Annotated in this window: 17 protein-coding genes; 14 read left to right on the top strand and 3 right to left on the bottom strand. The window is 33.9% G+C overall.

Going from position 1 to position 24,989, the window contains the following annotated elements; genetic code table 11:
- A complete protein-coding gene (locus FcAc13_RS08685; protein ID WP_187755829.1) occupies nt 1–1,395 on the top strand; it encodes a GumC domain-containing protein in 1,395 nt (464 codons plus the stop codon).
- 307 nt (nt 1,396–1,702) lie between these two features.
- Here FcAc13_RS08685 and FcAc13_RS08680 read toward each other — a convergent pair whose 3' ends face one another.
- A complete protein-coding gene (locus FcAc13_RS08680; RefSeq protein ID WP_187755828.1) occupies nt 1,703–2,920 on the bottom strand; it encodes a multidrug effflux MFS transporter in 1,218 nt (405 codons plus the stop codon).
- A gap of 698 nt (nt 2,921–3,618) precedes the next feature.
- On the opposite strand from FcAc13_RS08680, the gene FcAc13_RS08675 reads away from it, so the two are divergent.
- Nucleotides 3,619–5,139: a fused MFS/spermidine synthase gene (locus FcAc13_RS08675; protein WP_187755827.1), complete on the top strand. Its 1,521-nt coding sequence runs from the start codon at nt 3,619–3,621 to the stop codon at nt 5,137–5,139.
- 10 nt (nt 5,140–5,149) lie between these two features.
- Nucleotides 5,150–5,764, top strand: a complete 615-nt coding sequence (locus FcAc13_RS08670) for an MFS transporter (protein WP_187755826.1) — start codon at nt 5,150–5,152, stop codon at nt 5,762–5,764.
- 823 nt (nt 5,765–6,587) lie between these two features.
- Here the strand turns inward: FcAc13_RS08670 and FcAc13_RS08665 are convergent.
- Entirely contained in the window at nt 6,588–7,559 is a 972-nt protein-coding gene (locus FcAc13_RS08665) for a helix-turn-helix transcriptional regulator (protein WP_187755825.1), read from the bottom strand.
- Between the two features lie 126 nt (nt 7,560–7,685).
- Here FcAc13_RS08665 and FcAc13_RS08660 point away from each other — a divergent pair, with 126 nt between their 5' ends.
- The 11 genes from FcAc13_RS08660 to FcAc13_RS08610 all read left to right on the top strand — a co-directional run bounded on the left by FcAc13_RS08660 (nt 7,686) and on the right by FcAc13_RS08610 (nt 24,254).
- Nucleotides 7,686–8,066, top strand: coding sequence for a VOC family protein (locus FcAc13_RS08660; RefSeq protein WP_187755824.1), 381 nt, complete (start codon nt 7,686–7,688; stop codon nt 8,064–8,066).
- A gap of 486 nt (nt 8,067–8,552) precedes the next feature.
- Nucleotides 8,553–9,035 carry a MarR family winged helix-turn-helix transcriptional regulator gene (locus FcAc13_RS08655; protein ID WP_187755823.1) on the top strand — a complete coding sequence of 161 codons (483 nt, stop codon included), beginning with the start codon at nt 8,553–8,555 and terminating at the stop codon, nt 9,033–9,035.
- A 138-nt stretch (nt 9,036–9,173) separates the two neighbouring features.
- Complete coding sequence (locus tag FcAc13_RS08650; protein ID WP_187755822.1) at nt 9,174–9,953, top strand: DNA alkylation repair protein; 780 nt, start codon at nt 9,174–9,176, stop codon at nt 9,951–9,953.
- A gap of 2 nt (nt 9,954–9,955) precedes the next feature.
- Complete coding sequence (locus tag FcAc13_RS08645; protein ID WP_187755821.1) at nt 9,956–10,591, top strand: peroxiredoxin family protein; 636 nt, start codon at nt 9,956–9,958, stop codon at nt 10,589–10,591.
- Between the two features lie 938 nt (nt 10,592–11,529).
- The gene (locus FcAc13_RS08640) at nt 11,530–13,350 is read left to right on the top strand and encodes an AAA family ATPase (RefSeq protein WP_223064573.1); all 1,821 of its coding nucleotides are present in this window, start codon (nt 11,530–11,532) and stop codon (nt 13,348–13,350) included.
- A gap of 3 nt (nt 13,351–13,353) precedes the next feature.
- Entirely contained in the window at nt 13,354–13,998 is a 645-nt protein-coding gene (locus FcAc13_RS08635; RefSeq protein WP_223064572.1) for a 4Fe-4S single cluster domain-containing protein, read from the top strand.
- A gap of 10 nt (nt 13,999–14,008) precedes the next feature.
- Entirely contained in the window at nt 14,009–20,266 is a 6,258-nt protein-coding gene (locus FcAc13_RS08630; RefSeq protein WP_223064571.1) for a protein kinase domain-containing protein, read from the top strand.
- Complete coding sequence (locus FcAc13_RS08625) at nt 20,263–21,612, top strand: hypothetical protein (RefSeq protein ID WP_187755819.1); 1,350 nt, start codon at nt 20,263–20,265, stop codon at nt 21,610–21,612. The genes FcAc13_RS08630 and FcAc13_RS08625 overlap by 4 nt, the downstream gene beginning before the upstream one ends.
- 88 nt (nt 21,613–21,700) lie before the next feature.
- Complete coding sequence (locus tag FcAc13_RS08620) at nt 21,701–22,390, top strand: hypothetical protein (RefSeq protein ID WP_187755818.1); 690 nt, start codon at nt 21,701–21,703, stop codon at nt 22,388–22,390.
- A gap of 158 nt (nt 22,391–22,548) precedes the next feature.
- Entirely contained in the window at nt 22,549–23,193 is a 645-nt protein-coding gene (locus FcAc13_RS08615; RefSeq protein ID WP_187755817.1) for a DKNYY domain-containing protein, read from the top strand.
- A gap of 533 nt (nt 23,194–23,726) precedes the next feature.
- Nucleotides 23,727–24,254 (top strand): hypothetical protein, encoded by a 528-nt coding sequence (locus tag FcAc13_RS08610; protein WP_187755816.1) that lies wholly within the window; start codon nt 23,727–23,729, stop codon nt 24,252–24,254.
- Between the two features lie 275 nt (nt 24,255–24,529).
- Here FcAc13_RS08610 and FcAc13_RS08605 read toward each other — a convergent pair.
- Nucleotides 24,530–24,989 (bottom strand): hypothetical protein (locus FcAc13_RS08605; RefSeq protein WP_223064570.1); only part of this gene is annotated, 460 nt, incomplete at its 5' end.

The raw sequence follows: 24,989 nt of genomic DNA, 5'->3' as shown, positions 1-24,989 counted from the left end.
ATGCAGACCAAACAAATTGAAAATAGTATTAAGTTGAAAGCTAACAATGTTATGGCTTCTTTAAATTCGGCTAATAAAGAGCGGCAAAACATTCATCAAACAATGCTGAACTTGAAAAATGAGCAGGTGAAAATTTATCAAAAAATAGCCACGATTTATTTATTGGAATCGCCTGATAATCATAATGCCCATATACAATCTCTTATTAATCAACTACAAGAATTATTCAGTATGTTCAATAAGAGATCTCAAGAATTAGATCAACTTATGCTACATAGTCAACATAACCTGTCAAGCTTATTTGCACGAATAGATGAACTATCAATCCAGAAGGTCAGGCAACTAGAAAATGATCTTGAATATGTAACATTATTTAATCGCTTTAAAGAAGCAGAAGAAAACCTTAATAACGAAACGATAAATTTTCAACAAGCACAACACGAATTTTCAGAAAAATTGGCTCAATATAGTCAAAACCGTTGTTACAACTATCTATTAAAAAGAAATTTTGGTGAGAATAATTATAAAGGTTTTGGGATTTTTCGTAAGTTAGATGCCTGGGCGGCGAGATGCGTTAATTTTAGTGAAAATTATCAAAATCAAAAAATACTTAAGGCACTACTAAAAGAGTCTCAGTCTCGTTATGATATTAAAAAAGGCTTATATCAGGCTGCATTAGAACCAAAAGAAAACAAAGAACGTATCGTTGAAAATAGCTTACACCTTCCTCAATTAAGAAGTGAGTTGGCACAAACGGAACAGATGTTAGCACATTATAAAAAACAAAAAGAAAAAAACAATCAAGATTTCAATGATACTAAATTGGGTAAAAGTAATCAATTTCAGGATATATCCAATCAACTGGCGCAATTTTTACAACGACAATCTCAATACACCCTTATGCATTTGACCTTGCAAACCAAATCAGCTGAAGATGATATTCTACTGAAAAATCTTCAGAAAGCAGATAAGCAAATACAGCAGCTTGAAGAGCGACTCCCGGCATTGCAACAAACTATTCAACGATTAGAGCATACCTATAACCGTTTTAACCAAGTACTTTATATTTTTAGCAAAAATAATATTCCAAGCTCCTTTTATGAATATGATCTTTCACCGTCTAGACTTGATAAGATTTTAAACAATTTATTCGATGAAAATGTGTTTCCTCAATCCATTGTTCATGCACTCATTGCTTATCGCATACGAATAGACAGAACGGTCTCATCAACAACAAAATATCGAAGTGGTTGGTCTATTTCCAATAATAAAAAGGAACATAGCTCGTCTTGGAGAACATCATCGAGTTCCTCATCTCGATCTTCAAGTGGTGGTGGTTTTTCATCAAGCTCTTCATCAGGTGGTGGGGGATTTAGAACTACCGATAGCTTCTAAATATTTTGGCTTATTTACCGTCTCAATGTGAGGTTACGTTATAGTATTTGATAAAAGATGACTATTTTTCTGACTGAAAAGCCAATCTCGCTCACTTTTAAGATTACAGGCATAATCAAACGTTTAAAAGATTTTCTAAGTATCGCTATAAGATGAGATAGAGGTCATCATGATGAATTTATTGTTTTAATGCAATTTCATTTCATGTAACTTTAACTATAACCAGCCATTAAGCGAATGACAGTAATGATTGGTGTTAAACGGCATATACAATTGATGAAGACCTTGTTTATCTCTACCTTAATAATCATAGTTGTGATACGTTAAGGCGATGATGTTGGCGATTTAAAGGTATCAGCATCATCAGAGCACTCATAAACATGAATATTGTCATGATAATAATCATTACCCATGGAGAATCATTAGAAAACCATACCAATAGTAAAGTTGAAATAATCCCGCTACCATACTGTAAAGAACCAATCAGGGCTGAAGCTGAACCGGCTATTTCAGGAACCAGATCCAGCGCTGCCGCTGTTGCACATGCAGCAATGATACCATTCATTGAAAAAAAAATGAAAAGCATGGTGATGATGCTATAAACTCCCCCGATATGCCAATTGAATAAGAGTACTAAAATAACTAATGCAGCCATTGCAATCATAGTCGATGAACGCAGTAAAAAATTAAGACTATATTGGGTAACCAGATAACGGTTTAGTACACTTAATGTCATGATACCAACAATATTAATTGCGAATAACCAACCGTAATATTGTTCGCCAATACCATAAAAAGTGATATAGACAAAGGGCGAATCGACAATAAAAGTATAAACCGCCACATAGAAGAAAGTGACACATAATGTATAGCGCATAAATTGCCGATGACTTAATAACTTATAGTATGTGGCAAAAATGTTTTTAATTTGCAGATTGACTCGTTTCTCGGGAAAATGTGTTTCTGGCAGTAAAAAGATACTCAACAATATTACGACACCAATCAAGGTCAATAACCAAAAGATACTATGCCAAGTACTGATTTGTATCAATTGCCCACCAATCAATGGACCGGCAATAGGAGCGATCGCCATGACAATCATTAATGTCGATAATACCTGAGCCGCTTTCTTTTTTTGATAAAGATCACGAACGATAGCTCTAGCTATCATTGGTCCAGTACAAGCACCAAAAGCTTGAAAAACCCGCCAAAATATGATTTGCTCAATGTGTTGTGAAAGCGCACACCCCACAGAGCCAATGATAAACAATATTATGCCAATAAAAAGTGGTTTGCGTCGACCAATGCAATCACTTATCGGTCCCCAGACTAATTGTGCTAAAGAAAAGCCAATAAGAAACCCAGTTATAGTTAATTCGATATTTCCTGACAGATCATGCTGCATTTGTGGCATGGCTGGTAAATAAATATCAACCGATAATGATGTCATTGCCATTAATGTAGCAAGGATTAGCATAACTATGCGATCATAGAATGTTTTGTTTGTTTTCAATAACGTCTTCATAACTTTTTAGCGTGATTAGTAGCGATGAATGCCAATCCAGATAAATCATAGAATAAAAGCGCAAATTGCATAATTGAGATGGTAAAAATTTACTAAATATTTAATGCAGCTATATTGTTAATTAACTGAATAGATTGTAATGCTAATTATTAGCAAGATAAAGCAGTAATTTATGAATAATATCATGAATTAAATTCACACATAATGTAAATTATAGCAATTTTACGCTATCACCATTCATAAATAATGTGTCATCAGTTTGCACTGACTTCAATTGTGGAATTTTATTCACAAGTCATTTTCATTTGTCGTCTTATCAGCTCTATAATCGTAGCTGAATTGGGCGTAGCCTTGATGATTTTAAAAAGTTTAAATCATATGTTTACAATACCGTTAAACCGATTGTCAATTATACAGATTCTAAATATTTATTTAACATGGGTATTTTTCATTGAAAGAGCGCTATTTCCTACAATAAAAAGAGATGCAAAAAAGGGATGCTTTGGCGTAATCAATTTGAAAGAATAATTATTATGGTATTTAATAACCTGCGTATATATTTTATAAACAGGTCTTGTAAATGTGATTATTTAGGTGTTTAATGACCCACTTAATTCCGTCGATTGGAAGTGTTTAGTTTTAGTAGAACAGTATGTAAAATTTCAATAATTCAATAATAAAAAAGTCAGGAAAAAATAATGAAATATTTTGCTTGGTCCATTTCGCTTTTAGTTGGACTTATGAGTTTAGGGCAAGAGATGCTCTGGTTTAGAGTCTTCAGCTTTATTTTGGGTGGACAACCTTTTGCTTTTGCTTTGGTATTGGTTTTATTTCTATTAGGTATTGCCTATGGGGCCGGGCGAGGTAAGATGATGTGTACCCGTTATTCAAATCTTTTCTTTGTCGGTGGAATAGTCTTAACTATTGCTGGCTTTACTGACATAATGATTCCATTTATAATACAATTTACACTTCAAGAAAACTCTATACTATTTTCGTTTTTCATATGTTGTATTTTAATATTTATCCTAGCCACTTTAATGGCAATCTTATTTCCAATTGTACACCATTTAGGTACTAATATTGCTAATGGAAAAATTGGTTCATCTGTTTCTAAAGTCTACTTCTTTAATATAATTGGTTCAACGCTAGGTAGTTTATTAATTGGTGGTGTTCTTCTCGATTATATCTCTATTTCATCGATGTTTATTATAACCGGTATGGTTTGTGTCACATTAGGCAGTTTGATGATAATAAAAAAAACAGCTGTTTCTGTCACAACTGTTGTTATACTTGGCAGTATTTGTATTGGTTTAGTAGATAAACATACTAATTATATTTTTGCAAATACCTTTAAAAATCTCTCTGTCAATAATTATGTTGAAAATCGCTATGGTGTAATTCATATTGTTAATGATGATAAGAAAGGCAGAAAAAATATTGTACTAGGTAATAATGTTTATGATGGGATTATAAGTATCAATCCAGACGATGATATAAATGACCTAAATCGGCTTTATTTATTAGCAGCAGTCCATCCTAGTCCTAAAAAAGCATTGGTTATTGGGGTTAGTGGTGGGGCATGGACTCGCGCTTTGTCAAGTTTTCCAACATTACAAACCATTGATGCTATTGAAATTAATAAAGGTTATCTAGACATTATTAAACAACATCCTGAAGTTTCCCCAATATTAAACGATCCTAAAATTAATATCTACATTGATGATGGCCGACGGTGGCTTAAACGAAATTGTGACAAAAAATATGATTTAATCGTTATGAATACAACTTACCATTGGCGTTCAGGTGTAACTAATCTTTTGTCGCAGGAGATGATGGAAATTGTCAAAAATTCATTAAATCCTAATGGTATTTTGGCATTTAATAGTACGCGCTCACCCGACACATTAAAAACTGCACAATCGGTATTTAAATATGCTTATTGGGGGACGCTCGGTTTTATTTATGCGTCTGATTCGATGATCAAACTTGATGAAGTTGTTGCTGAAGCTAATCTTAATAAGTTAATTTTAGACGGTAAACCGTTATTTAGTGAAGAGTCCAAACAACGTGAATCTGGTGCTTACAAAAAAACATTAATAACAAAACTGTTAAACTTAGGTGAAGTTGAAAAACTTTATAATTTAGATCGTGATACGGAAATCATTACTGATAGTAATATGATAACTGAATATAAATATGGACTTTGGAATAAATAAGGAACCTTTTATGTTAAGCAAAAAACGATTACTACTGCTAAGTATTTTATTTTTTATTTCCGGAATGAGTGGTTTAACTTACCAAGTTGCTTGGCAACGCGCACTTTATTCGGCTTTTGGATCTGATGTGGATTCAGTTGCGATTATCGTATCAGCATTTATGTTGGGTCTGGGTTTAGGAGCACTTGCCGGCGGGAAAGTGGTGGATAAATATCCTGATAAAGCACTTGAGTTTTTTTGTTTTAGTGAATTTGGAATTGGGTTATTTGGATTAATTAGTTATCAACTTATTTTATTTTTCGGTGATATTTTTATTGTCTATAATTTATTAATTGTTGCGATTGTTAATTTCTTATTAGTCCTTGTTCCTGCAGTTTTAATGGGGGCTACGTTACCAATATTAATCACTTATATAGCGCAGTTTTGGAAAAACATTGGCCAAACTACCGGACATCTTTATGCTATCAATACTTGCGGTGCAGCAATAGGTGCGGCTTTAACAGGTTTTATTTTATTTAACTATTTTGAGTTGAATGTGGTAATCATTTTTGCTGCGATAGGTAATTTTATTGTTTCTATACTTGCTTATCTATTTTTTAAAAAAGCACAGATAGAAAAGAGTTGATCGAAAGATAAAAGATTAAAAGCTCTGCAAGATAATCAATCAGCGGAAATGATCGCTGATTGATTAACCTGCCAATAGAAGTTATTTTTGTCAATTATTCAATAAATAAAAAGATTTTCCAAAGTAATTGCTACCCTGCAGTGTAAGCTAATTTTCGTGATACACAACTTATCCTTATTTCTGATATTTTATATCCTTCATTTTTTAGCTTTAGCATCACGAAATAAACTTTATAATACCTAAGATAACTTTTTATAATTAAACACGATTAAAAAATTCTTATGATAATCTAATTAGTGTTTGAACGTAAAATATAGCCTTGCACCATGATTTAATCTTAGATGCTTTAATCTAAATTACACTATAGACAATCGCTTTTTCTGCATATTTTATTATTTTCTGTCAGTGATAAGGGCAAGTTTAATCCTAAGCGGTTTCTTTAAATCATATATAATGCTATTTTTATTTAGTATATGATTTTTATCATTATTGATGTGTGATAAAGATAAAACATCTAGAATCTTCTATGTCGATTTCGCCACAATTTCTTCTTTCATCTATAAATTTTCTTTTATCATTCAAACGTTTTAAAAGAAAAATACTAATTCTTAAACATACTCGACAATTACCATATCGATCACTTTATTTAGTATCAAACAGATAAATAATCGTATTTACAGATTTTATATCGTTGATGTTTAAACTACTTTCTAGAATGATGTTTCATGAAAGGTAATAGACTTTTACAGACATCAATTTATCAATACTAGCTATTTATTAATTTTTCTATAATTTTCTATGCTAAAAAGTTATAAATATAAAATCATTTGAACATATGATCTGATATAGATAACTTGTTAATTTCACTATATGAGCGAGCTAATTGCTTCGTACGTTCAATCATCTCTGTACGTACGCGTTCAGGCTCTAAACAAATACATTTATGGCCTAAGCTTAGTAAAATGCCATAACTGTAGTCATCATCAATAAAGTCAAAATTTACGAGATACTGTTGTGCATTTAATTTCTTAATATCTTTTTCGTCACAAAAATCTAAAATACGTTCCAAAAGCGATTCATCTATTAATAATTTTATTTTAAAAATCTTTTTTTTCATATCCGTTTCGAATAAAGAAAATACTTCAGGCGTTGTCTGCCTAATAAATTTAGTATTTGTTTTTCTAATGTTTGACATTTTCGACAACTTAAATACACGAAAATCATTTTTAGTTAGGCAAAAAGCTTGTAAATACCATGCTTTTTCCTTAAAAATAAGTTGATATGGCTCAATTAAACGTGAGGCTTGTTTATTCCTAACACTTAAATAATCAAACGATAAAAGCAGTTGCTCTTTCAGTGCCAGTCTTATAATAGATATTTTGTTATCAATATTTTGTTTGGAAAACCAAGGTGATAAATCAACATTAAGTTGATTTAAGTTATTTGTCACTTCATCAAGTTCTTGCTCTGATAAAAAACTCTTTATTTTCTCGAGTGTTCTTAAATTTTCACTTTCTTTTAAAACCGGTGAGGATAATAAGTTAAGGCTTTTTAATAAAACAATGACATCTTCTTTAGTGAATAGACCTTTATTAATTTTATAATTTTTTAAAATACTTATTCCACCTGCACTTCCTTGAAAGGTAATAATGGGTATTCCAGCTCTCTCGATAACTTGTATATCTCGGTAAATAGTACGCAATGATACATCTAATTTATCTGCTAATTCTTTACCAGTTATTTTTTCTCTTTGAAGCAATACCATGATGATAGTAATTATACGATTAATTTTCATGCTTTATGTTTGCAAAATAATTTAGATTGAATTTTAAATATGACATGCAGTTGTCAGCAATGCTACATCAAAATAGAGATAACTAAAATTCTTTAAACTAATTTTTATCACCAAAAGGAAAGAAAAATGTTTAAACCCAATAGCGTTATTGTTTATGTCAAAGATGTCGATGCTAGCACAGAGTTTTACACAAAAATACTAGGGCGCCCACCTGTTAAAACTTATCCTGGTTTTGCTGTATTTTTATTAAATGATAATTTTATTTTTGGCCTTCAAGAGGCTGATAAAATAACGCCAAAGGCACCCAATCATTATGGTGGTTTTGAGCTGTCATTTAGTGATGTAACAAAAAATGAAGTAGATAAGATTTATGCGATGTGGAAAGAACTAAACGTCAAAATTGAACTCGAACCTCAAATGCTCGATTTTGGATACACATTTGTAGGAAATGATCCTGATGGTCATCGACTCCGTGTTTGTGCTACCGATACCTCAAAGTTTGAATAAAAGATCATTTTAAGAATAGCGGCAACTTTATTGTATAACCACAGTATTAGATTGAATTTATAATATGAAAAAGTATGGTTAATTACTGGAGTTGCTGTTGTTTGTGATTTGTATAGACATAATCGCCATTTACTCAGCGTAATAATTATAACCCGTTGTATTTCTGATTAAATTATTTAATACAGAATAAAAATAAAAAAAATAATTTTATCTTTTAGAACGAAAAAGTGTGGATATGCCAGGAAGGATATAATTTAGCCAACATTAGGGCATTATTACACTTGTTTCAAAACACAAAAGCCTTAAAAAAATTATGAGGTTCATATCATGTTCATTATGTTTAGATGATTTATATCAATTCTTTTATAAACTTCCTGTTTAAATGTAATTAACTAATTGCTAAATATTTCTTGACAAAAAATATACTTTATTAGATTCTATCAAAAATAGTTAGGCGTCTAACTATATTACAAAGAAGAAATAATCATGAAATTGGAAAAAAAATACACATCTTTAGCGAGTATTATTAAAAAACACAAAGTGGCTAATATATCAGCAGTAGAAGCCTGTTTTAGCATACTTTCTACAGGAAAGAAAATAGACAAGCAATGCTCTGAACGATTGAGTGATTTTCGGTTATCTGAAGGTCGTTTTATGGTGCTCGTTCTTTTATTTGAGTATAAAATGCTCACTCCGCAAGAAATTGCTACTTTAAGTGGCGTTACAAAACCGACGATAACATCTTTAATTAATTCTTTAGTTAAAGATGAATTAGTCAATAAAACTGATGCCCCTGTTGATGGAAGAAAAATTAATATAACTCTGACCCATAAAGGTCAAGTTTTAATCCACAAAATATTCAAAGATCACAGTCGTTGGATTGCTAGCATTACACAAAATCTCACTGATTCTGAAATTGAAACACTCATTGGTATTTTAAATAAAATGTTTCAACTTAAAGAGGATTAATTTAATTATTACTTACACCGACTGTATACCGTCATTATAAGTTAGTATTTTATAAGTGACATGTCATATAGAAAGTTAATTAAACAGATTAAAAAGATCCTATTACGCAACAATTTCATAACTAGGACATCACGAATAATGAATCGTATTGACATGTTAAATAACGGGCTTGAAGCCACAACTCATCTCAATGAATGCTTACAGGTTGACCAAGAACATTTATTTAAAGTGATTCTTACGCCATTTTGTAATGAACAATTATTAAACAAAATGTTGTCAGTTATGAATATGAATAATACTGCATCTGGTATTTTGTCTAAAATGAAAATAATAGGGAAAGTACTTGCTGACACATTCGTTAGTTATAACATACAAGATGAAATATACCGTTGTTTATCACAACATATATCTGACACAGCCCGAGGATGGGCATGTTTTATTCTTCCGGAAAAGAAACCCCCATTATCACTACAAGAATTACTTATCCAGATTCAACCTTATGCTAAAGATAACCACTTCGGTGTTCGTGAATGGGCTTGGATGGCGGTTCGTGAAAAACTATGTTCAGATTTAACTGTTTCTATCGAATTACTATCTTCTTGGGTAACAAATCCGAATCCCTACATTAGACGGTTTGCTGTTGAGTGTTTGAGACCTAGAGGGGTTTGGTGTAAACATATTACCGAGTTAAAAACACAACCTGATATTGCGCTTCCTTTACTTGAACCATTAAAAAATGAATCAGAAAAATATGTCCAAGATTCGGTTGCAAATTGGTTAAATGATGCAAGTAAAACTCGACCAAATTGGGTCTCAGATCTATGCGAACGATGGGTATTTGAAAGTAATACAGAATTTACAAAGCGTATTGTTAAAAAAGCGATGCGTACAATTAATATGCCACATAAAGGAAAATAACAATGAAATTAAATGAAAAACTTCAGCTTATACAAAAAGAGATGGCTCAAAATGTACCTGTTGATATTTTAAATGCACTTAGACAATCACTTCAGAACTTAATTGAGCAAAATTTAGAACATCATGCTCTTAAAGTCGGTGATATAGCTCCTGATTTTACGTTGCCAGATGCCGAAGGATTACCTGTTTCACTATATGATGTATTACAAGATAATGCCGTAATACTTAGCTTTTTTCGAGGTAATTGGTGCCCGTTTTGTATGGCTGAACTAGCACATTATCAAGAAGCTATTAATAACAATCTTATCGATAGTACAACGGTTATTGCAATAACCCCTCAAACTATCCGTTTTAATCATGATATAACGATACAAAATAACCTTGATTTTAGAATACTTTCAGATAAAGGTAACGAAATCGCTGATAAATATGGGCTTGCCTACATACTACAAGAAAATATTCGTAAAATTTATAAAAACCTGGGTGCAGATCTAGAATTATTTAATGATGATAAAAGCCATAAATTACCTATTCCTGCAACTTATTTTATTGATAAAAATAAAAAAATCATATTTTCTTCGGTTTCTACAAATTATATGGAAAGAGTTGATATTTGTGATATTACATTTCAAAAGTAATTTGCATTAATTTATACAGAATTAAAGAAGCTAGATGAAAAGGAATAAATTAATCATAATTGTTAATGGGAATAAAGCAATTACCGCCAAAAAAGACCATTGAGTAATCAAGAAAAATTTATGAAACAGCTATTTGTGGCTACAACGAGACCTAAAAGTCTAGTTAATGGTATAAATAGATTATATGAATTTATTAAGAGTGTTAATTTGAATATTTGGTTAGTCAACAAATTTGATGGTAATATTAAAGTCGATATTCATCAAACAATGAATCAAGATATAGAATATTAATAATGTGAATACGTTTAGACCAGCATTTACAGTATATGATTTTGAAAGGTTTCTGTCAGATTAGTTCTGGTCTAAATTGTATAGTTTTCCAAAAGTAATCTGATAATGTATCTTGCAAGATGGTTCTGTGCGAAACTGTATTAAATTTTGTGTAAATCCAAATTAGATATATTCTAAGGATTTATTGATAACAAAAGAAATTCAATATTAACGGCTAAAATTAAAACGGAACAAGATATAAATTAATTTTCAACTATGCTCAAAAACATACTATAAAGCAACTCTGAAATGCTGAATTATAAGAATATTTAGGTTTTGTTAAGAATGATTCATCGTCCTCCATTAATAATCCTGCCCAATATGATTTCATGTTTTTATAATAATGCTTTCATATTGCTCTGGCGATATCTTACCGTTGGCTGAATGACAACGAACACAAATATGATAGATTTCAATATATATAAAAATAGTGTTTTTATTTATTAAAACCTATAAAATGTCAACCAATCCCTCTCAAGTACTAAGTAGTTTTATTTTATTACTATCAACATTACATATCTTTAATTATTAAGGCTAGTTATATCAATATGTTTCTATATAATACATGGTAGTGATTATTGGAGGTTTATTATTAAAGGATTTTCGGCATGACTTATCAGTTTAGTAAGCCACGTTGGATGCGTGATTTAGTTAGGTTTTTACATTTAAAGAGCCAGTTTTTATTGTCAGGAAATATTAGGGATTTACAAGCGTGTGAAGTGGAGCCAGGGGTTATTACACCACAAACATTTGAGTTAGCGTTATATCGTGCTCTGCGCGGTGTGGGGTATAGTCAAGTACTGATTTGGGATCCTTTATCGGGGTTTTATGGTTTACAAACACCTGATTTACCAGCTATTGATATTGATAAATTATTACAACAAGTAGGATTAACGCCAGAAAAAGGGCGGGCTGCTGCAGGCATTGATTTATTGGGAAATGCATTAGAAAATTTTGTTAATCTTAATGACGAGCCTGTTGCATTAATTATTGATTTTGCCTCACAACTGACCATTCGTGCAGATAACTTAAGTACAGCAGAACATCAGCTGTTTACGCGGGCATTAGTACTCTCTCATCGAGTGAATGCAAGACCAGCTGGTACAAATCGTACGCCCTTTTTTAATACTGTACTTTGGTTGGTAGAAAAAGAAGGGGATTTACCTGACTGGTTATTAGTAAATAATCCACGAATTCGTCATATTCCAGTTTCTAAACCAGACAGCGCTGCTCGTCGAGCATTAGCCTCTGGATTAATAAAAGGTATTTCTGGTTCGCAACAAACTTCGCCAGAATTGCTGGCAAAAGCGGAAACAACCTTTGTTAACAGTACAGAGGGGATGTTATTGCTGGATATGAATGCTATTACGACATTGGCAAGAGTAGAGAAATTGAGCATTGATGATATCAATGATGCCGTAAGGCGCTATAAAGTAGGTGTAACGGAAGATCCATGGCAGAAAATTGATCGTGAAAAAATAGCACAAGCAGATAACTTTGTGTATCAACGAGTTAAAGGACAAAATCATGCGGTTGTCCATATGCTCGATATTATAAAGCGAGCAATTACGGGTATTGGTGCTAACCGAAGAGGAAATAGACCCCGTGGCGTAGTTTTTTTAGCAGGTCCAACAGGTGTAGGTAAAACAGAGCTTGCCAAAACAGTTACCAGTTTGCTCTTTAATGATGAAAGCGCATACATTCGCTTTGATATGTCTGAGTTTAGTTCAGAATTTTCCGATCAGCGTTTAATTGGTTCACCTCCCGGCTATGTGGGCTATGATGTAGGAGGGGAGCTAACCAATGCAATACGAGAAAAACCGTTTAGTGTCGTATTATTTGATGAGATTGAAAAAGCTCATCCTCGGGTTATGGATAAATTTTTACAAATTTTAGATGATGGTGTTCTAACTTCTGGTCGAGGTGAGCGTGTTTATTTTTCAGAGGCACTCATCATTTTTACATCCAATCTTGGAATTTATAAACTGACCGAAACAGGTGAGCGCATTCCTAACGTTACTGCTAATGTTCAATTTGATGATGTTCAAGCAAAAGTAAAAAATGAAATTGAGCGGCATTTTAAATTTGTTTTAAATCGCCCCGAAATATTGAATAGGATAGGCGAAAATATTATTGTCTTTGACTTTATTCGTCCTGATGTGGCGGAGCAAATATTCCAACAAATGATCGATGGTGTGATTGAAGATTTACAATCACAAGGGTTAATTTTATCCTTTACCCCAGAAGCATTAGACAGTTTGAAAAACATTGCTTTAGCTGATTTATCAAATGGTGGTCGAGGAATACGTAATCACATTGAGGCTTATTTATTAAATCCATTGGCTCGTGAGTTGTTTAAGTTAAACCCTCAAACAGGTCAAACATTAGTGGTAACTCAGTTGCAAATAGGGCAATTAATTTTGGAGTAAATGGTGTTAACAGTTGGTATCTCGCGTATTCATTTTCCAGTAACAACACTAGGACCAGGTAGGCGACTTGGTATTTGGTTTCAAGGTTGTAGTTTACGTTGTGAGGGTTGTATTTCAGTTGATACATGGGCAACAGCAAAAACGTTAATTCCAATTGAACAACTGATGATGAAGCTTTCCTCTTACCTACCTTTGATTGATGGGATTACTATCTCTGGCGGGGAACCGTTCGATCAATTTGAGGCGTTGTTGGCTATTGTGGTTCAGTTACGCGAAAGAACAAAGGTCGATATTTTAGTGTACACAGGGTATGGCGTTGAAGATATTACCGATCAGTTACAGCAAATTAAACCTTACATTGATGTGTTAATCAGTGACCCCTTTCAACGGCAGAGTTCACAAACTTTAAGGTTAAGAGGTAGTGATAATCAAAGGTTACATTGTTTTACCTCACAAGCTGTAGAAAAATTTGCCTATTATCAGCAAGCAGTTACAACTGAGGATAAAGTATTAGATGTCATGTTTGACGCAGAAGGGGTTGTCTGGTTTGCCGGCATCCCTAGGCGTGATGATTTCGTAAAATTACAAACTCTTTTAAAGCAACAAGGGCATCAGATAAAAGTGACTGCTGATAAAACAAAGTATTAAGGATTTTAGCATGGCCATGATGCGGTTTTGTCCTAATTGTCAAACAGAGCGATCTCTTCATGAGATTTTCTGTGAAGGGACTATTAATGATGAACTCTGTGGTTGGGATTTGTCATCGGTAACTATTAGTGAAACAGGATGGCGCCCCCAGAGCGTTGTAACGGTCAATGATGTGTTGCCAGAAATCACTGTGGCACACTGTGTGAATGGCCATATCATGGATACAGGTGATTTAATTTGCATGGAGTGTGGTGCTGATTTAGCTGAGATAGATAATTCAGAAAATCCAGAACGAATACCTTCTAACCAAGAAGAAACCATAACAGAGTCTGATATTACCACCATTGATGATTGGCAGTTACTGCAACTTATTAGTCAAACCGATGGCGTGCGTGAACGTTATTTGGTCAAAAGATTACATGATGAAAAACGTGCAGTTCTAACGCTCTATCATACCGGTGCTGAGCCAAATATTGATGTATATGAAGTCTTGCGTAACCTTCCTCGTGAGCATGTGCCAGAAATTATTACTAAAGGTCGTTGGAACGATCAAGCTTATGTTGTAGCAGAAGAATTAACAGGTGGAGTATTAGCTGATCTGGGTATGGTCATTAATGATATGGATACTATTCGCCATGTCATGACAGAGCTAGGTCAAGCACTAAATGCGTTTACCGCAGCCGGTTTACGTCATTGTGATTTAAGACCTAATAACTTATTAGTGCGTACAAAAGAACCTCTGGATTTAGTGATTACGGGGTTTGGTTCAGCAAGGCTCTCAGAGTTTGATCTAGAAGTTATATCGCCTTTGGCAACTACTTTTTATACTGCGCCAGAAGTTGTAGCAGGTGGTGTAAGTGTCGCTTCTGATTGGTGGAGCTTGGGCGTTATTCTACTAGAGCAATTGACACAAGGTAAATGCTTTGAGGGCGTAAATACACAAGCGTTTATCATTCAAGTACTGGCCAGTGGTGTAGATATTCCAACCACATTAGACCCTCGGCTACAGTTGCTATTAAGAGGACTATTGGCTAAAGATCATCATCGTCGCTGGCAATGGTCTGAAGTTCAAGCGTGGATTAACGGCGAGGATGTAGCTGCTCCCGAAATGGTGCAAGCGACTGCGCAAGAAGTTGATCTCGATAGAAGTATTTCCTTGGGTGGAAAAAGTTACCATAGAGTTAAAGTATTTGCATTAAATGCAGCTAACCCGGTTAATTGGCAAGAGGCGACCGAGCTTTTGTCTCGAGGTAATTTGGTGACATGGTTAGAGCAAACAGATTTTGATGCCACGAGTCTAGCCACTATCAGAGAGATTATGCGTAAGCCGGATTTAACATCGGATATGCAATTGATGGTGGTATTAAAGATTTTAAATCCTGATATGCCACTCATTATAGCCGGTAATATTGTAACGCCAAATTGGTTATTGCAACATCCTAGTGACGGATACCAGCTTATTTCAGGGGGTATTCCAAGTATACTAAAAGCATCTGAGGTGTGGTTATGGCATTTACATGAGCGAGCTAATACGGTTCGTCAGCGAGCTTTGAACTTACAAATAAAACTGGATGAAGAAGTTTTAAGAATCCATTTGCTCTCGGCTTCTCGAGCCCAATTAGCAGCCATATGGTCGGAAAAAAACGCCCTGTTTCCGGATGCAAATAACGCAGGGCTACTGTCATTATTAGAGCGGCGCAGCATTAGCGAAGAGGATTTCATTGTTTTACTCAGTGCTGAGCTTGGGCAGTTTAAATCATTAGATACAGTACTTAAAGAGTCACTCACATTAGGAAAGAAATTAAACATTGATATGGTTGATGATGAGGCGTTAAGAAGGTTAATCGCGCAACCGCGTTTGACGCTTTATCAACAGTTAAATGAACGAATAGAGGGATTTGCCAGCACGGGCTTGGATGAAGTCGACCAATGGGCAGAACAATACCGTCTTGAAAAACGCATGCCATTACCGAAATTGTTGGTTTTATTAAGTATTGGACCTGAAAAATGGGTTAAGCCCCACAAACGGCAGTATACCTCTCAGATTATTGATTTTTTCCATAAAAAAGTCACTACATCTATATTAAAAGGCCCTTTAGTGAGAATGCGTCTAGGAATGTACACTGCGCGTGTCGATATTAATTTATTAGGTACAGAAAGAACGTCTGCCAATAAATTGTTAGATCATATTGTACAGCGCAATAGCCGACCGCAAGCTATTGATCTGGAAGCCTTTCAAGCCAACAACTTTATCGAGTATCAATTGCGTAATTTATACCGTCAATCTAATCTCTGTAGAAGAGATACAGGGATTAATGGATTGTACATGGGATTCCCTTTTTTGCTTTATCAAGAGCCTAATAGCAATCGATTACCTCGTATTGCTCCGCTATTACTTTGGCCCATTACACTTAATTATGATATGGGCGTTCCCAATCGTATTACTTTAGCATTTGATAATGAACGTGAAGAAATCAGGGTTAATCCTGCATTAGAAGGTATGTTGGGAAAGGCGTTGTATGAAGATTGGAAAAGCGTTATAGATGAGTTATTAGCGAGATCTGCGCTGACGACACTCGAAGTTATGGATACATTAACTAATTTGGGGAGTGTATCGTCTCGGCAAGTGCAAAATCTACCTATTAATTTTGACACTGAACTTAGTGAAGTCTGCATTGCATGTTCGGCTGTGTTATTTGATGTAAACTTTTTAGGTCAATCCATCGGTGAAGAACTTAACCGTTTAAAGAAATTATCACCTGTTAATACTGCGTTAGAAACAGCACTACGTTTAAAGCCTTATCAAGCAGTTGCTGAAATTCCTGAAAAGCCGGCAGAGTTAGATCGCTATTTTTCAGTGTCCAGTGACCCTTCGCAAGAAAATGCCGTTTTGCAAGCACGACAAGACTCAGGACTCTTAATTGAAGGACCACCAGGGACAGGAAAAAGCCAAACCATTGTAAATATGGTGGGCGACGCGATTGGCCGAAATAAAACTGTGTTGATTGTTTGCCAGAAAAAAGCAGCATTAGAGGTAGTATATAAACGCTTAGCCGCGGAAGGGCTAGATTCTCGCAGTATTATGGTCAATGATGTTAATGCAAATAGAAATTCGGTGATTAGTAGTATACGAGAACAACTGGGATTATTATTTAAATTCCCTGAAAGAACGGATTGGATCGAAAAACGTAAACTAGTTGCAGCCAAAATTACAGATTTAGAAAATCGTTTAGATAATCATCACGAGGCACTACATCAACAAGATCCTCAAACGGGGTTAAGTTATAGAGAATTGATTGCTGATTTAATTGGTATTGATAAAAACTATCAGTTATTTGCAGCGCCTCAAATAAGATCAGTGATAAGTGATTGCGATCCACAACAGTTAATAACATTAGAAAATGAGTGTGCACCACTAGTGCGTTTTTGGTTGCCTGCCTGTTACGAAAATAGTCCTCTAATTCATTTAAAAGTATTTTCCCATGATTTAGCTACACTAGAAGATTTTAAAAAATTCTTTAGCCATTTTTTAAGTGTTGAACAGCTAAGAATGAGTCAGTTGACTAATCATACGCGCTTTGAAGTAGACAACCCAAAACCCTACCAGCAATGGATTGAAGCAGAGGGGAATCATTTTCTGGCGATCACAGAAAGTATTCGCGCACGTTTAGTAAAATGGTTGCCTTTTTTTAAGCTGGGTGCTGATGCTTCCGCTGTGTTAGAAGGCGATTTACTAATTAACCAACTGACTCTATTGAAAGAGCGCTTAGCACTGTTAAATGAAAGCAGTTGGTGTGATTTATCCCTTAAACTTTGTTTGTTAGAGTTAAATGAGTTAAATGATTTATCAAACAAAGCTCGACTGATGTTAATGCCTAGGTCATGGTATAGTTTCTTAAGTATTAAACGTTATAGATCAAAACAGGCATTATTAGCATTTTTAGCATTACAAGGTGAGTTGCCGAATTTGGAGGTCATTCCTAAACTTTATAATGCATTGTTGCTTGAGCAAGAATATCGCCCTATTCGTCAAGAGATACAAACTATATGCGCTAGACTACAATTGCCAGTACCTGATAATCGTACAAACCTGAATATAAAAAATGTCGTCAATGAAACATTAACAAGTTTGCAAGAGGTAAAAGAATGGGCTAAAAGAATTATGTCGGCACCTCACTGTGAAGAAGTTGAAAAGTCAGTCTTACGAAGTAAAGTGGCATTCGAACACTTATTAAATGATTATCATACCGCTTTTGAAAGATATGCTTCACGTAAAGCTTCTTTAGAGGCATTATTGCCGTTAGTAAGTTATTTTGAAGATACACTCTATGAAAACTGCAAAACGTCTATCGAAAAAAATGAAATTTCTCCTCTATTGCTGATAGAAATTAACCGTGCACTTGATACTCTTGAAGCTTACCAATATTTTAGAAAACGTGTTCCACAATTATCAGCCAAAGCTATTAAGTTGTTTGAACGTTTAAGGCTTTATCAGGAAGACTTAACTCATTTACCTATGACAGCGCTTGATAAAAGTTTTAGACAGCTATTAAATTATGAGGCTAAACAGACATGGAAAGCACGTATTGAGCAAGATAATCCTGTACTGCTAACCAATGAGGATGAAATTCAACAACAAATTCAGGCTTTAGCCTCAGCTGATGAAGAGATCCGTGAATTAAATAAAACCTTATTTACGCACAATATTCCTGTCGGTAAGTTAGCGAGTGCTAGAGAATGGGAAGATATTACACGATTAACCGGGCAGCGTGCAAGAAGATTGCGTGAGTTTGTAGAACAAGGTGTGCAGTTAGGGCTTATGAGTTTAAGACCCATTTGGTTAATGAATCCTGATATTGTGAGTCGGCTATTGCCTTTAAAAGCAGGCTTGTTCGATGTGGTCATTTTTGATGAGGCTTCACAAATGCCTGTCGAATATGCAATACCATCACTTTATCGCGCTAAAGTGGCTGTCGTGAGTGGGGATGAAAAGCAAATGCCACCTAGCTCTTTCTTTAGTGCTCAAGCAGAGCTTGAGGAAGATTTAGATCTTAATTTAAGCGCTGAATTAACCGATGAAGAACAACAAGAGGTATTACAAGGCAAATGGGACTCAAAAGAAATTACGGATTGTCCTGATTTATTACAACTTGCTCGTTCAGTATTACCAACTACAGGCTTGCAAATTCACTATCGTTCGGAATATCGAGAGTTAATTGATTATTCGAATGCTGCTTTCTATATGAATCAACTAAATATACCCGTTCGGCATCCGTTAGAAACGATTAAACAAGCACAGCCTTTAGAGTATATATGGGCTAATGGAGTATATGAACAACAAACAAATTTAAAAGAGGCCAAAAAAGTTGTTCAAGTGGTGGACAATATTTGGCAGCAGTCATCGGGCAAACGTCCTTCTATAGGCGTCGTTACATTTAATAAAAAGCAAGCAGACTTAATTGAAAAGTTCTTTTATGAAAAAGCAGCTGAAGATGAAACGTTTGCCACCATCTTCAAAGAAGAAAATCAACGTATGGACAACGGCGAAGATATGTCCATTTTTATTAAAAATGTTGAAAATGTACAAGGCGATGAACGTGACATTATTGTGTTCTCGACAACTTTTGGATGCAATGAGAAAGGAATCTTTAGACGTAATTTTGGCGTATTAGGACAACAGGGGGGAGAAAGGCGGCTTAATGTGGCCATTACACGAGCTCGTAAGAAAATAATTTTAGTCTCCTCAATGCCGATAGACGATATTTCTGATATGTTATCTGGCAAACAGAGCCCAACTACACCTAGGGATTATTTACAATGCTATTTAGCTTATGCTAAAGCATTGTCAGAAGGTAAATTTGACTACAGTAAAGATCTACTTAATCGAGTTACGGGTTATAGCCAGTTTGTTATTGATAGAACAGAGACTATGCAACAAGATGCTTTTCTTGATGATGTAGAAGCCTATATCCAGTCTTTGGGGGTAGGGTATATGCGTCAATCAGGTAATGGTGTATTCGCGTTAGATTTTGCGATTGAAGACCCAGCAACGAAACTATACAGTATTGGGATTGAATGTGATGCACCAATTCACTCATTGTTAAATCATGCTAGATCGCGTGAAATTTGGCGACAATCGGTTTTAAAACGTGCAATTCCTAATATCATACGTATTTCATCACATAATTGGTATGAAAATAAAGAACAAGAAAAGAAACGTTTAAAAACGTTGGTTGAAACTGTATTAACATCCGAGGTAAGTCAATGAGTGGCCCAAAAGTTGTCAGAATTGTTACGCTAGAAGAAATGATGGCTACCAGCAAAGGGCATTTGGCCCGTCTGGATCAATCGATTAAGCAATGGCAAAAAGCAATGGATAAGCTGAATGAAACAGATGAAAAGTTTTATGAAACAATCATTGCAAAACGAAAAACCTTTGATCAAATGTTAGAAGAGCAACGTTTCTCAGACATACAAAGACTTGTACCGATTGAAATAACCAGTCTAAGTGACGATATCGCACAACGTCGACAATTAAAGGTCGCTGCCAAAAGTCAGCAAGCTATTGAAGAAAAGCAAGCAAAAGAAAATATCAAAGCTCTCATTAATTTATTAAATAATAAACAAGTTGTTCGCTCCGATCAATTCAATAACGAATTACAGCAAGCGATTAAAGGTAAATATCAGGGGAATGTTAATCAGCTTTTAACGAAAGCCTTTAATTTACTCATGCCTAAAAACACCAAAGAACTTTCCGAAAAGCAACAAGCTTTGCTCAATCGTATGGTGGTTGATAACACCACGCAAACCTTTGCAAGCTGGTTAGAACAACAAAATATTGCATTGCAAAAAGACCCTTATATACAAAAAATTGAACACTATCTTGCAGAATTATCACTTGAACAAAAAGAAGTTTATGATGTATTTATTGAGCGCTTAAACAACATTGAGCAGGAGTTACAACCTAACCGTAAGAAACTACTACTGGATAGTATTATTCTAGACTTAGCTCAAGCGGTTAATGAGGCCAAGGAACGTGGAGTTTTACAAGCACAATTGGAATTATTAATCGCTGAATTACAACAAAAAACAACGGAGCCTTTAGATTTTGATTTTAATAAACTTGACACGATGAGTGTTAAAGAATTGAAAATATTAATAGATAATTGCGAACATACGCTGGCACAAATCACAGAAAAAACCGAAGCGATGTACAGACAGCAAGTTATTTTACAGGGACTGGCTAGCTTAGGATATGAAGTACGACACGGAATGGATACACAGTGGGCGAAAGATGGGCGATTAGTTTTGCGTAATCCTTCTACACCTGGTTACGGCATAGAGTTAGCCGCTAACGCTGAGGTGGCACGCATGCAGGTACGAGCAGTTAAATTGACTTCCGAAAACAATCAACAACGTGATAGTGATATTGAAACCCTTTGGTGTAGTGATTTTACCAAATTACAGCAATGGCTAGCAAAACAAGGTTCAGAATTAATTATTGAAAAAGCATTGCCGGTTGGTGCCGTTCCTTTAAAATCTGTTATATCAGATGAAATTGATTCTTTACAAAAAACGACGGAGCATAAAACTTTATCTTCTAAAAAAATCTAAAAACAGTATCTTCTGGAAAGTTATTTTGTTTTTGTGGCAAGTTGAACATTAGGTAAATTGTTAGATAATTCTGAAGATTTTTGGGTTTATGATGATAAAACAAATACGGACCAATAAATATAAAACTATGGAAAATGCAAAAAAAATAATTTTTATATTAATGTTACTAACTATTTCATGTAACAGCCGTTCAAATGATATAAAAACACAAAAAATACATTTAGAACAAGTTAATTCTGAATATATTCAGGTAAAAGATATCCTATATAAAGATAAACAAGGTAATTATTACTTACAATATAAATATCCTGGATATCCCAGAGGAACAATTGCTTATGGTTATCAAAATAGAGTTTACGATTTACACTTTCCTGAATTGAAAATAAAATTACTTAATGATGTTTTGAATGAAAGTAGTTTTCATCGTATAGATTCAACTGAATATTTTTCTGATAATAAAAATATATATGCTATTGCTGATTTTGCTACAGATATTAATATCTCTATCTTACCTCTGCAATTTTCAAACTATAAAGTTGTAGGACAATATATTAAAGATAACCAGACCGTTTTTTGGAATGCAAGGCAGTTATTAGACGTTGAAGCTAAATATTTTAATGTTATACCAGCAAATGCGAATCATCCAGAATTAGGTTATGATGAAAAATATCTTTATATAAGGAATGAGCGATTATCCTATTCTGAATTTAATTCTTTAGATATTGAAAGTACTATTAAAATTAAGTTAAAACAACAATATTTTCCAGAAGAGAACTAATCTATTAGGAGCCAATCCAAATGATCTTTCATTATCATATTGAAAAGGGGGTTTGGTTTGGTAAAAGTGGAACGAATTACTATTATTAAGGAGAGATATTTAATATCAACTAATTATGAAAAATAAAAAAAATAATCATCTATTTACTATCCATTTTTTTGGTAACAGCCTGCGATAATGCTGTTACAAAAACTCGTTCTACATTTCTTGTTAAGAATGGTAACGAATGGAATATTCAAATTCCTAATTCATGGTGTGCAAAAAAAACAACAGATACACTCTATTATTCAACAATTTATAATCCAAAAACGAAAATGTATCAACCCGTAAGCAAAACAATTGATATAGAAACATTTGATTTGCTGTTTAATGACATAGAGGATAGAAAAAAGATTAATAATAATTACTATCTAAGATATAACGAAGGTATGCAAAGTGAGTATTATTTCAAAGATAAACACTATATCTATATTTATACCTGCTATTCTCAAGTCAATAGTGAACTTTTTATAGCTGGCTCATCTTCAGATTATGCGGTGTTAGGAGGAGATTACTTACGTGTTGAAAATGCAATCTACTACGGTGGAAAAAAAATAGACGGTGCCGATGTTAATACGTTTAGAACGAAAAATGAGATCCGACATGATTCAGAATGGGACGAAACGATTGGTTTAGATAAAAATTATATTTATATTACTGATAAGCCTATAAAAAGTCGTGAAGAGTTTGATAAAGAATTTGACGATAGATGTCTTTTTACAGATCCAGCATTGAGAGAACAATATTTTGGTGATGGAAAATAACATTTCTTACATTAATAAAAATATGGATGATAGTGTTTAAAGATAGTTTTTATCCCTCAGGAAAAATTAAGCTTATACCTGTCGGTCTGGAATGTTACCTGAAGGATAATATTCAGATTGGAAAATAACCTTTAGTTACCATACGGTGATTCCCTTAAATATCACCCACATCTTTGATGGAATTTAAGAGTAATTAATGATGAAAAAAATTGTATTAAACTATTTTATGAAGCAAGAAAAATAAAGCAACTTCAGTGAATAATAAACTATGTAATGATAAATACAAATACTTGCTGAATCAAAAATATACTCCTACAGAAAAAAAGAGATGGAAAGAATGGAAAAAAATAGAATTTAATAAATAAAAATAGATGGTGCCTGATTTGCTGCCGACGGAGCAAGGCATCCGATAACAGGTGCTTCAACTCCTGTGGGTGTACCTAATGATATGAAAACTTTTAAGCCTCAATTATAAAACAATGAAAAATATTTTATTAATATTATTACTAATCACATTATTAAACAGTTGCTATATGAAAAATATGTGGTGCAAAACAGAAGATGGAAGATATGAAATATGGGGAACCACTCCTTATGATATTACTGAAAGAATAGAAAAAGAAGGCTGCGAATGTTTAAGCGAATCGCTTTTATGGAATCCTAAACCCAAAGCTTTTGATCCGCAACAATTACAAGAAATCAGGCAGGAATTACCCAATTGGGCTATGAAAAATATCCCTAATTTTACAACTAAAGATAGGCAAGATTTACAACGAGAATTGACAGTTATGTCAGACACAGATTTATTAAAAAAATTAAAATATAGATATTCTTTTTTAAGATATAGTCGTTACCAAGAAATTTATGTTTATACTTTAAAAATAAAGGGTAAAAATGCTTATTGTATAAATTATAAAGAAGTCTATGACCATTATGAAAATAAAGAAGCCTATCCACCTAATGATGAATTTTATGAAAAATTAAAAAAATATTATCCAATAATCGAAAATGAGGACTGGGCGAGGAATGAATTTAGAAATGAAGGTGTTGTATATTTTTGACCAAAGACACATAAAAAAACGATACCATATATAAGACCTATAAAGGCAAAAATTACCCACCTGAAGATCGGGGAAATTTTTATAAAAAAAACAATTTGTTAACTATTCGCGAAAGCAAATATAAATGGTGATGGGAAAACATCTATTCAACAACAAAATGACATGGAAAAAAACTATTAGCAGAATGTTTTGGCTTATACAACTCAAAAATGCAGGCTGAATATCTTATTGAGCCAGTTTTTACACTTCTCAACAATAGATAAAGCCCAGCAACCTTATCGTTGCTTATGCCCTGAAATTATATCAATCAATACTGGGCGTTCAAGTTGGATGATGCCTTGGTATTGTCCAAATTCGGGATATTTTTCGTATAAGCCGGAAAAGTCCAGTGTTTGATTGCCTTCGTAATCTTCGTATTTCCTCTTAGAATCGATATATTTTCGGGCTGCATAGTTTCCGTCCTGATCAAATGCAAAGTGAATCCGGTACTCTTCGTCTTCACTGCTGTTTCCTACAATGTATTGCGTAAACCAAACTTCTTCTAAAAATAGGGTGCGGTCTTCTTTTACTTCTCCAAAATGATATTTTAAATATGTTCTTCCTTCATTATCGATAAAATGAACCCCAATATATTGATTTCTTGGCACGATGGTAACAAAACAATCGGGGTAAAGTGATTGTTTGGACTGTAACACGCAAAACTCATATCCCAATAAATGCTCGTGGTTGTATTTA

Source organism: Frischella japonica (assembly GCF_014489845.1).
In the GTDB taxonomy this organism is placed as follows: Bacteria; Pseudomonadota; Gammaproteobacteria; order Enterobacterales; family Orbaceae; genus Frischella; species Frischella japonica.
Note: the sequence above shows the minus strand (reverse complement) of the source record. Positions and strands in the feature narration are given on the sequence as shown.